Annotated in this window: 10 protein-coding genes and 1 riboswitch; of the genes, 9 read left to right on the plus strand and 1 reads right to left on the minus strand. The window is 52.2% G+C overall.

The genetic code is table 11. From position 1 onward, the window contains the following. The first annotated feature begins 261 nt into the window (after window positions 1-261). From GXX57_02725 to GXX57_02765, 9 genes are all read left to right on the plus strand, one after another. Entirely contained in the window at window positions 262-1,989 is a 1,728-nt protein-coding gene (locus tag GXX57_02725) for a diguanylate cyclase (protein HHV43571.1), read from the plus strand. A gap of 99 nt (window positions 1,990-2,088) precedes the next feature. Next, window positions 2,089-3,036 (plus strand): MoxR family ATPase, encoded by a 948-nt coding sequence (locus GXX57_02730; GenBank protein ID HHV43572.1) that lies wholly within the window; start codon window positions 2,089-2,091, stop codon window positions 3,034-3,036. 31 nt (window positions 3,037-3,067) lie between these two features. Next, window positions 3,068-3,496: a hypothetical protein gene (locus tag GXX57_02735; protein ID HHV43573.1), complete on the plus strand. Its 429-nt coding sequence runs from the start codon at window positions 3,068-3,070 to the stop codon at window positions 3,494-3,496. A 265-nt stretch (window positions 3,497-3,761) separates the two neighbouring features. Then, a riboswitch (TPP riboswitch) is annotated at window positions 3,762-3,865 on the plus strand. A 203-nt stretch (window positions 3,866-4,068) separates the two neighbouring features. Continuing rightward, window positions 4,069-4,590: an energy-coupled thiamine transporter ThiT gene (thiT, locus tag GXX57_02740; protein ID HHV43574.1), complete on the plus strand. Its 522-nt coding sequence runs from the start codon at window positions 4,069-4,071 to the stop codon at window positions 4,588-4,590. Between the two features lie 123 nt (window positions 4,591-4,713). Then, window positions 4,714-5,199 (plus strand): ECF transporter S component, encoded by a 486-nt coding sequence (locus GXX57_02745; protein ID HHV43575.1) that lies wholly within the window; start codon window positions 4,714-4,716, stop codon window positions 5,197-5,199. Window positions 5,200-5,224: 25 nt separating this feature from the next. Continuing rightward, on the plus strand, window positions 5,225-6,652 hold the full coding sequence (locus tag GXX57_02750; GenBank protein ID HHV43576.1) for a copper amine oxidase N-terminal domain-containing protein: 1,428 nt from the start codon (window positions 5,225-5,227) through the stop codon (window positions 6,650-6,652). 99 nt (window positions 6,653-6,751) lie between these two features. Further along, window positions 6,752-7,270, plus strand: coding sequence for a uracil-DNA glycosylase (locus GXX57_02755; protein HHV43577.1), 519 nt, complete (start codon window positions 6,752-6,754; stop codon window positions 7,268-7,270). A 223-nt stretch (window positions 7,271-7,493) separates the two neighbouring features. Continuing rightward, a complete protein-coding gene (gene fusA / locus GXX57_02760; GenBank protein HHV43578.1) occupies window positions 7,494-9,572 on the plus strand; it encodes an elongation factor G in 2,079 nt (692 codons plus the stop codon). An 89-nt stretch (window positions 9,573-9,661) separates the two neighbouring features. Continuing rightward, window positions 9,662-10,042, plus strand: a complete 381-nt coding sequence (locus tag GXX57_02765) for a TIGR04086 family membrane protein (protein ID HHV43579.1) — start codon at window positions 9,662-9,664, stop codon at window positions 10,040-10,042. A 3-nt stretch (window positions 10,043-10,045) separates the two neighbouring features. Here the strand turns inward: GXX57_02765 and GXX57_02770 are convergent, their stop codons facing one another. Beyond that, window positions 10,046-10,687, minus strand: coding sequence for a hypothetical protein (locus tag GXX57_02770; protein HHV43580.1), 642 nt, complete (start codon window positions 10,685-10,687; stop codon window positions 10,046-10,048). Between the last annotated feature and the right edge of the window lie 129 nt (window positions 10,688-10,816).

Genomic DNA, 10,816 nt, shown 5'->3' on the forward strand with positions numbered 1-10,816 from the left:
CTGTTAATGCTAGCCGGCATAAGCCAATCTGCCCTGGAAAGGCAGAACGTGAACTGGAAAAAGCACTAAAGATTTGCTAAAGTTAATGTCTAGCAAGAAGGCATAGCATCTTACTCTGATAGCTACATTTCCATCCTGTGCCAAGGGTGCGCGTTTTGACACCGAGGAAAAAGAAGGGAATCTTACGCCTCGGGCGTAATAGTGGACTTTAGACTCCGGATAAAGGTGGTATCAAGGGAGGGCCAGCTCGGCTAGCTAGTTATGAAACGCTACTCTGATCTAATTCTAGTCTGTTCGATCATCATCCTTTTGAACCCGTCCCAACCAGCAGGTGCCACTCCCGAAGCCTTGCAAGGTTTTCTAGACCTTTCTACGGTGAATTTTGCCCAAGAACCTTCGCTGCCCTTGGCGGGGGAATGGGAGTTCTATTGGGAACGACTGCTGGACCCCGCTCAGTTCGTCACCATGCCTCAGCCTACAGGTTTCATCTCCTTGCCCCGCGCCTGGAACGGATATCCCCTAGGGGAAGGGAAGCTTCCGGGGGAAGGATATGCCACTTTCCGACTTCAGGTCACGTTACCCGAGCATACTGAACCCCTAGCCCTGTATGTTCCCTACATGGGTACTGCTTATACCATGTGGATCAACGGTAGATTAGTAGCGAAAAACGGGGTAGTGGGTGAGCAACGTGAGGACATGGTGCCGGAGTACGCACCCGTGGTGGTCACACCTTTACCCGTAAATGACACCATGGAGATCGTGGTGCAGGTGTCCAACTTCCACCACCGCCGCGGTGGTATGTGGCAACCCCTCATCCTCGGTGAGGCGTCGACCATTCTCAGACAGAAAGAGCAAAGACAACTTCGTATCATGTTCCTGTTGGGCGGTGTCGTCCTTGCCAGTGTCTTTCACTTGGGACTATACATGTTCACCCGGTTTCAACGCCATACTCTATACTTTGCCATCTTTAGCCTGATCATGGCGGGTCGCACCCTGTTTCTCGACGACATTCTGATCAAATCCCTGTGGCCCGGTTTGTCTTGGGAGTGGCAGTTGAAACTGGAATACTTAGCCATGTATTTAGCCGTGCCGGTCTTTGCCAGTTTCACCCAGTCCATTTCCTGTCGGATCAGTCCACCGCAGGTCACCAAGACCTTCTGGTTGGTAACTGGTTTTTTCACCGTTATTACCCTGGTCACTCCGGCAATAGTCTACACCAAGGTTTTACCTTTCTTCCAAGCGGTCATTTTTGCAGCCATCTTGTACTTTGCCTATACCATCATCTGCGTATTCAAAACAACAGAAGGACGCTTTCCGTACGAGCTTTTGACTACTTTCGTCAGCTCCTGGCTAGTCGCCGCGGCAGTCGTCTCGGATATCCTGTTTCATTACAGTCTTATCAAGACCCTTAATATCTGTTCATTACATCTTACGGTGCTCCTAGTGATGGAATTGGCGCTCTTTGTCCTACACACCAGCCATACCAGCAAGCTTGCGTTGATCGATCCTTTAACGGAGACCTACAACCGCAATATGCTTAACCAGGAACTTGAACGGATTCTGGCCACCTGTGAACGTTCGGGAAAACCTTGCTCCGTGGCCATTTTGGACATCGACGGATTCAAACAATTCAACGATACTTTCGGCCACATTTATGCCGATCGCTTCTTACATAAACTGGCTCAGTTCCTGCGCACCAGTATCCGTCGTTCGGACCTAGTGGTCCGCTTTGGTGGCGACGAGTTTGTTATTCTCCTGCCGGCCACCAGTGTCTACCAGGCGGTGCGTGCCCTTAGGCGCCTGAAACACACCATGGACGAGGACTTTCTCGTTGACACCCCTCTGCTTTCGGTTTCCATCGGGATTTCCACCTTCCCAGAGCCGGCCCGGACCAAGGAAGAATTGTTGGAACAGGCAGACCGTGCCCTCTACAGGGCCAAACAAGAAAAGAACAACATTGTCCACTTCGAAGAGGGACCTGTTACGTAATTCACGGAAGGAAATCTATCTCACGTCACGTAATATATTGTTAGTACCCAGAGTTGTCAGAGAGTCCAGACAGGGAGAGAATAACGATTGCTAACAACTATTAACCCACAGGAAGTACAAGCTTGGGCAAACCAAATTGAAGAGAATATCGCACTGGTCATCGTGGGCAAGACCGACGCCATCGAATTGCTGTTGGTGGCACTTTTGTGCGAGGGCCACATCCTGGTGGAAGACGTGCCAGGGGTCGGCAAGACAATGCTAGCCCGATCTTTAGCGGCCAGTCTCGGCTGCAAGTTCAGCAGAATTCAGTTTACTCCCGACCTCTTGCCTTCGGATATTACTGGAGTATCGGTTTTCAACCAAAAAACCAACGATTTCGAGTTCCGACCCGGGCCCGTGATGTCCCAGATCCTTTTAGCTGACGAGGTCAACCGGGCCACGCCCAGAACCCAGTCCAGTTTACTAGAAGCCATGGAAGAGCGCACGGTCACGGTGGATGGAACCACCTATCCGTTACCTCGCCCTTTCCTCGTCATCGCCACCCAAAACCCAGTGGAATACGAGGGTACCTTTCCACTACCCGAGGCGCAACTGGACCGTTTCTTCCTCCGAATCGAACTTGGTTACCCGACAGAGGAGGAAGAACACGAGATCCTACTGAGGCTTCAAAGGCAACATCCCATTGAACAGCTCACCGCGGTGACCGATCAGGAAACGATTCGCAGAATGCAACAGGTGATCAAAGAAATCTATGTAGAAGAATCGGTTCGTCAATACATTGTCAACCTGGTGAGAGCCACTCGCCAACATCGCGATATTGCACTAGGAGTCAGCCCACGGGGCACTTTGGCCCTATTCAAGGCTAGCCAGGCCCTGGCGGGTATACGGGGGAGGGATTACGTCATACCGGATGATGTGAAGACTTTGGCCATCAACGTCTTGGCCCACCGGATCATCTTGAGGTCGGAAAGTCAGTTGCGGGGCACCACAGATCGGGATGTCATTGCGGATCTCTTAAATACGGTAGCAATTGATTTGGAAAAGTAGACTATTCAATAGATTAGGAGGGCACTGAGCGATGAAACCCATGAACAAATACCTAAAGTCAGTGTTGATCATTGTCGGTGCATTGGTGCTGGCGGTTTTGGTATGGTACGGTTTCTTGGCGGGCTTGGAAAAAATATCGCGGCGTCGTATCGGGATCCTCAATTTCGTGATCTACGCGATCGGTTCAGGTTTGGTGGGTATGATCATCGGATACGGCATGGTCTATGGCAGCCGACTCAAGAAGGGAGCCTTACTCCAGACCCTTGCCGTGATCGCGACTGTGTTAGTTCTCACCGTAAGCAATTATCTCAGCTTGCGTCACTGGGAATCCGGTAAGCTTGTGGCCTCTGTTTCCAGTCTCTTTTTCGACTCACTTCGAGAGAACCCGTATCAGATTCTGTTTTGGCTTGTGGCCATCATGACCGCCTGGTCGTTAACCAGCAAAAAACCCTCCAGTTAGGAAGCGGGTGAAAACCCGTTTCCTAGCTAAAGGAGGCCGTTATGATGGGCCTTCCTTTGGCATTGCCGCCTACGCCCACCCCTTGTTTTCTTCCCAGCTTACTACCAAATACCAAAGCACCCCCCATACCTACCCAGAAGAACAACCTTTGCATTGATGCTGAACCAACCATCGACATCAGTCAGTGGAGACAATTTATTAAGCTAGGCAGGAATCTCTTTTGGGCTGTCGAATAGTATAGCTCGTACTGCAAAGTGAATATTGATTTGCCCGCTGGGGGAGCACCATCAGGGTGCTGAGAGTGGATTCGTTCCTGACCCCTGAACCTGTTAGGGTAATGCCTGCGTAGGAAAGCGGAGCTCAACGGAACTTTGGCGCGTTCTCTTTCCTATGGAGAGCGCGCTTTTTAATTTGTAGCGGTGTACTATACAAAGAGCATCGGCTAATCAAAGCATGGAGGGGCAAATTGGTCTTTGCAGTCCACTCTTTTGCGGGAGGTGTTTTGGACAGACTAGGTAACACACAATGATTCGGCTCTAAACCAAGCTTTCACATCACAGGGAGGAAAGAAGATGCAAAGACTAAACAGCTCTGACCGAACACTGGTCATCGTGGAAGTGGCCGTAATGGTCGCCCTTGCTACCGTACTGGGTTTTCTGCGGATTTATCGGATGCCCTATGGAGGCTCCATCTCCTTGGAAATGGTACCCATTTTCATCCTGGCTCTGCGCCGGGGTGGCGTGGTCGGGGTTGTGGCCGGAGGAGTCTTTGGCCTACTCCAGCTGCTGATCGACCCATTCTTCGTGCACCCGATACAGGTAATTGTGGACTATCCTTTGGCCTTCGCCGCCATCGGCCTGGCAGGATTCTTCCAGAAGCAGCCTTGGCTGGGCTTGGCTGTGGGCACCGCCGGTCGATATTTGGCCCACGTAGTCTCAGGAATAGTATTCTTCGGCAGCCAGGCCCCTGAGGGGACACCGGCCCTGGTCTATTCCTTGTCATACAACGCCATGTATATCCTTCCCAGCCTAGTGGTCTCGGGAGTGGTGGTCGGCCTGCTAAACCGAGTGGTAAAATCCGGACTTAAAGCGTAAAGAACCCGGTGAGGACGATCCCATACTGTCCCATGGCTTGAACTTCCAACACTACAAGTGGTATAATGCGCTTGGGATCCACTATATATAGGGGGCAGTATTGTGAAAACCAACTTAAACAGGATAGTCCTCACCGGTATTCTTTTGGCACTAACCGTAGTCTTCCAGTACACATCGCGCTTCTTTTCGCAATACGTTACAGGATCAGCGGTCAACGCCATGTTGTTCCTGACCACAGCCATTGTGGGCACCTGGTCGGGGGTGATAGTCGGGTGCTTTACCCCCATCGTTGCGCTTACCTTGGGCATCATGGGAAGACCCGAAATGGTCCCCTTCATCGCCATTGGCAATGGTCTCCTTTGTTTAGTCTATGGGTTCCTGCGCAAAGTAAATGAACTTGCCGCTTATCTGGTATCAGTTGTGGTCAAATTTGTCTGGTTAGCCTTTTCTGTCCGCTACCTAGTCAGTCTATTCGGGTTCAAGGCACCAGCACCCTTGATCCAGATGATGACCTTCCCGCAGCTGATCACCGGTCTGCTGGGAGCCGTGGTGGCCTTTTCAGCCCTGACCGTTTTGCAGAAGCACCTAAACTTGAAACGACTGGGATAATTGGAAATACGGAAGGAGGGACCCTATGCGGCGGAGACTGTTCCTACTGGCGGTGGTGACCTGTTGTTTGGGTTTTGGAAGTGTCTGCACTGCCAATTTGGAGATCCAAAGCAGTGGTCCCATTTTTGTTTTGGAAGCGGAAGTCCCGTATCCCGATCTTAGCCTTGTGGTGGTCGGAGATCTTACCGGCGACGGCCGCCCTGAGATCATCTTGGCCGCTGACAGTGAAGTCGTGGTTCTGGACCAACTTCTGCAGCCCATCACATCCTACATGTTTTCAGCCCCCATCACCGCTTTAGATGTAGGGGAGATCGATGGGTACCCGGCCCTTATCGTTGGTAGCAGCGGGCCTGGTACAGTTCATTACCTGAGGCTCCAGGGAGATAGATTATACCAGGTTTCTCGCACCGGCTACCTGTGGTCCCGGATATCCTTTGTCGCAGTAGCCAATATCACCGGCCTTTACGGTGATGACTTGGTAACCATCACCGAAAACGGGCAACTGATACTTTTTACCTGGGACGGCAAGAGCTTTCGCTCTGTGGTGGAGGACACCTTGCCCTTTACACCGAAGCAGGTGACGGTGGGGAATCTTGGCAACACCCCCGAAGAAGAACTGATCATCGCCCGGGATAATTGGTTACAGGTCCTCACCTTTACCGATGGTGCCTTTGTCCCGGTTTGGGATAATTATGCTTGGGGAAACATCACCCACATTAGCGTTCTGCCGGGGAAACAGCCCTCCCAATTGGTAGTTGGCACCACTGAACAGATTATCCAGACCTATCTGTACCAAGGGGGCAGGTTTCAGCTTCAGAGTCACTTCTTCGGCGAAAACTTGAGTCTGCGAGGGTTTTCCCCTTGTGAACTGGGGCTAGGACAATTCACCGTGGTGGGCTATGCCGATGATCGCAACCCGGTTTTGCTAAGGGCTTCGGGAAATCAAATGATAGACCTTTGGACCAATCGCAACACCGGCTTCACTATCCGCGGTGTCTATAGCATCGGGGAGGACACCCTGGTGATCAGCACCGATGACACGGTTCAAATCTGGCGCAAACGACCGGTAAACTTCCACACTATCTTTCTGAACGGGGTTTCCTATCAGACCCAGTATCCGGGGCTAGTAGCCTATGACACCATCTATTTGTCCCTGACGGATATCGGCCACTTGGTAGGGATCGATTTCAGCTTTGTTGAACCAGAACCAGTGGTGAAAGTCCCCTACTGGCACCAGTTTCTCACCCTGTACGAAGGTGTCTGGCAGGTATTCGTGGGGCCGAAGACAATCCCCCTGGACGGTCCGGTGCTTCACTACGATGGCCAAGTCTACTTACCCGCATCAAGCCTGGAGCAGATCTTTGGTCTTTCGGTAAACTGGGATCATAGCCGCAGGATCCTGAGGATCGAAAGGGACACGCTCCGGTTGGACGCGGATTCATCCGAAGGGTAATTCGTTAGTGCACATGTGGAGGTAGTTTAGACGTTGAATGCTTTCCTGAATTATGACCTGGACGGGATCGGCACCTTGGAAGACCTGCAAAAGGTGGTGATGGCCTGTAACCGATGTGTTCTGCGCCAAGGATGTAGGGGGGTGGTCTTTGGGGAGGGAAATCCCCACAGTAAGCTGATGTTTATAGGCGAAGCCCCCGGTGCAACGGAAGACCAGTTGGGACGTCCCTTTGTAGGCCGGGCCGGTCAGCTTTTGACGAGAATCATCAAGGCCATGGGCTACGAGAGGGAAGAGGTGTACATAACTAACATTAATAAATGTAGACCTCCGCAGAATCGGACGCCCTATCCCGATGAAGTGGCGGCCTGTTACCCCTATTTGCAGGCACAACTTCGCATAATCGCGCCGCAGGTCATCGTGTGCCTGGGCGCCCACGCCTCCAAGGCCTTAATCGATCCGGACTTTCGCATTAGCAAGCAGCGGGGACAATGGTATGAACTGGAAGGGATCAAGCTGATGCCCACTTATCATCCGGCGGCCCTGTTACGGAACCCACAACTAAAAAGACCGGTCTGGGATGATATGAAACAAGTGATGGCTCTACTAGAATCACTGTAAGGCCCACAGCACCAGGGGACAAGCCGGCGGTAACCCGATTCGGGCACCGTTATAGATCGCCGTAGGCCTTTATGGTATAATACTGGCTATGAGTAAAGTCATGTATGCAGTCTATCACCAAGAAGGGGCCCATTTACCGATATACTGCGCATCCGTCGGGCTATGGCTGTCTACTTTAACAGGTGTTTCGCCGTAATCACCGAGTATAGGAGGAGATTTTTTCTTGAAGGCTTTCAGTACAGAGAAGATTAGAAACGTAGCTTTTATCGGCCACGGGGGAACAGGGAAGACCTCGTTGGGAGATGCTTTGTTGTATATCACCGGCCAAGTGAACCGTCTTGGCAAGGTTGATGATGGTAACTCAATCCTGGACTATGATCCCCAGGAAATTCGCCGAAACGTCAGTATCAATACTGCACTGGCCTTCTGTGAGTGGTCCGGCAACAAGATCAACATGCTCGACACTCCAGGATACTTCGACTTCGTTGGCGAAGTCCACGGAGCCCTGCAAGTAGCCGACGGAGCTGTGATTGTGGTCTGCGCCGCCTCCGGCGTGGAAGTGGGAACCGAAAAGGCCTGGAACATGGCCGAAACCTATAACACCCCACGGATGATTCTCATCAACAAGATGGATCGAGAGAACGCCGATTTCGGTAAAGTCCTCGAGGAACTGCGCAGCCGGTTTGGAAACAAGGTGACACCGATCACCTTGCCGATCGGTGCCGCGGACACCTTCACCGGGGTAGTGGACATTGTTAACGAAAAGGCCTACAAATATACCAACGGCAAAGCTGAGGAGATCCCAGTCCCTGCTGAATTAGCAGATGAGCTAAGCAGTTACCGGGAAGAACTGATGGAAGCCGTAGCAGTGGCCGATGAAGAAGTGATGATGAAGTACTTGGAAGGGGAACCCCTCACCGAGGAAGAGTTTGGTAAGTGTCTGGGCATTGGTACAGCTAACGGCGATGTGGTTCCGGTAATCTGTGTCTCCGCCAGCAAGCTCATTGGTTTGGACCTTTTCCTAAACTATTGTGTACATTGTCTGCCTTCACCCGTGGATTGCAACATACCTGAGGCCCGTAAGCCCAACAGCGAGGATTTGGTGGAAATCGTGGCGGATCCCAGCCAGCCCTTCGCAGCCCAGGTATTCAAGACCATGGCCGACCCCTATGTGGGTAGGTTAAGTCTTTTCCGGGTGTACGCAGGACAAGTTAAGTCCGACTCCAACGTCTTCAACAGCACCAAGGGTAAAGACGAGCGGCTGTCCCAGCTATACTTGATCCGAGGCAAGGAGCAAATCCCCGTCGACGTGGTCACCACCGGTGACATCGCGGCAGTGGCAAAGCTTCAGGTCACCACCACTAGCGACACCCTCTGTACCAAGGACAAACCAGTGGTCTTCAAAGCCATCAATTTCCCGCAGGCTTCCTATGCGGTAGCCGTAACACCGAAGAGTCGGGCCGATGAAGAGAAGATCAGTTCCGGTCTGTCCCGTCTGGCCGAAGAAGATCCCACCTTCCGGGTAGAAAGAACCGTAGAGACCAAGGAAAACCTCATCTGGGGAATGGGGGATCTACACCTGGAGATCATTGCCAGCCGTTTGAAAGAGAAGTTCGGGGTGGAGGTGGACCTGGTAGATCCCAAGGTGCCCTATCGGGAGACCATCGTGGGCAAGAGCCAGGCGGAAGGGAAACACAAGAAACAGTCCGGTGGCCGCGGCCAATATGGACATGTTATCATTGAAATCGAGCCCACCGCCGATGGTAAAGAGTTCGAGTTTGTGAACAAGATCTTCGGTGGAGCTGTTCCTAAGCAGTATGTACCCGCGGTAGAAAAGGGCATCGTGGAGACCATGGAAGAGGGCGTCCTAGCCGGGTATCCCGTGGTGGGCATCCAGGCTACCTTGCTGGATGGCTCGTACCACAGTGTGGACTCCTCAGAAATGGCCTTTAAGATCGCTGCCTCCATGGCTTTCAAGAAGGCCTTCATGGAAGCAAACCCGGTCCTGCTTGAGCCTGTCCTCCTGGCGGAGATTACCGTTCCCGAGGAATACATGGGTGACATCATGGGCGATATGAACAAGCGGCGCGGTCGTATTCTGGGCATGGAGCCTATCGGTAACGGGTTACAATTAATCAAAGCCCATGTACCGATGTCTGAGATGTTCAAGTACACCGTGGAACTGCGTTCCATGACCCAAGGCCGGGGCGACTTCAGAACCGAGTTCTACGCCTACGAGCAGGTACCCCACGATATTGCCGAAAAAGTAATTGCCGAGGCCAAGAAGGCCGACGACGAATAAATGATACAACAGCCAGGGGTTTTCCCCTGGCTTCTTTTTTTGCATGATCCCCATCCCCCCTGCATACCTTTCACTAGGGGGGATGGAGCATGCAGACGGACCTCAATGGGAAAGTGGCTATCAGTGTCAAAGCGATCCTCAAGGGCACCCTGCTTAGCTTCGGGGCGATATTGGTCTTTTCGCTGGTCATTGCCGCTTATCTTTTGATCACCAACACCCCGACCTTTCCCGAAAAATGGATCTTCTACCTGGGTCTAGTCAGTGCTGCCCTTGGTGGGGGCCAGGGGGCACGGAAGGCCAAGGTCAAGGGTTGGCTCCATGGTTTCTTAGTGGGACTGTTGTTTTTGCTCGTAGGGTATCTCCTTTTCGGCGTGGAAAAGGGATTCAGTGGTCTGAACTGGCTCAAGATATTGGTCACGCTGGTCGGGAGCAGTATCGGGGGCATGTTTGGCATGCTTTTCACCAGTTAAGGGCTAGATTCCTTCGCCATAGAAGCGATGGTTGCCAATGTCCACGGTCACTGGCTGACGGCGCACCCAGTTGTTCCAGGGCACGGTGTGGTAGTTGTAAAAACCAACGGCCCCCTTGGTCGGATCCGCCCCGGCCAAAGCTTCTTTTACCGCCTCAATACACTCCAGATAAGCCCTTTTCTCTGCCTCCGGATCATGGGGACCGGGCAGTAGATACAACCGGCCGTCAGCCACGGGACTGTACTGTACATACCCAGCCACCCGTTGAAAGATCACACTGGTAATATCATTGGGGTAGGAGGGAGATTTGACCCGGTTTAGCACCGTAGCAGCCACACCCACTTTGCCCAAGTAGGGTTCTCCACCAGCCTCCGCGTAAACCAGACGAATTAGCCATCCAATTTCCGACGGTTCCAAAATAAAATATAGGGTCTGTAGGGGCTGGAAGAGCACCACAGTGGTAGAATAGTCCTTGAACCCTTCAGCGGTGATGGAAACATCATAGGTGCCCAAGGGCAGTTCAGACTCGAAATATCCTTCCTTGACCTCGATCTCCTGTCCACCCATCTGTAACCGCACAGGCTGAATCAAGGGTTTACCGGTAACACTGTCCTTGACATTGCCCAAAACTCTGGCCTTATCCATGGTATCCACCTACCTTTCTTTTGTTGTATCATAATCCATCTGTGCACCAGTGGTGACAGGAGCAGGTTCCCTATCCCGCAAAAAGAAGAATTCTTCACCCGCATCGCTAACGACCGCACGGACACCGCC

This window comes from Bacillota bacterium (assembly GCA_012839765.1).
Classification (GTDB): domain Bacteria; phylum Bacillota; class Limnochordia; order DUMW01; family DUMW01; genus DUMW01.

Coding starts and splice junctions, on each gene's coding strand:
- GXX57_02735 (HHV43573.1), top strand. CDS start 3,068: ATGAAACCCATGAACAAATACCTAAAGTCAGTGTTGATCATTGTCGGT.
- GXX57_02770 (HHV43580.1), bottom strand. CDS start 10,687: ATGGATAAGGCCAGAGTTTTGGGCAATGTCAAGGACAGTGTTACCGGT.
- thiT (HHV43574.1), top strand. CDS start 4,069: ATGCAAAGACTAAACAGCTCTGACCGAACACTGGTCATCGTGGAAGTG.
- GXX57_02765 (HHV43579.1), top strand. CDS start 9,662: ATGCAGACGGACCTCAATGGGAAAGTGGCTATCAGTGTCAAAGCGATC.
- GXX57_02755 (HHV43577.1), top strand. CDS start 6,752: ATGGCCTGTAACCGATGTGTTCTGCGCCAAGGATGTAGGGGGGTGGTC.
- GXX57_02725 (HHV43571.1), top strand. CDS start 262: ATGAAACGCTACTCTGATCTAATTCTAGTCTGTTCGATCATCATCCTT.
- GXX57_02750 (HHV43576.1), top strand. CDS start 5,225: ATGCGGCGGAGACTGTTCCTACTGGCGGTGGTGACCTGTTGTTTGGGT.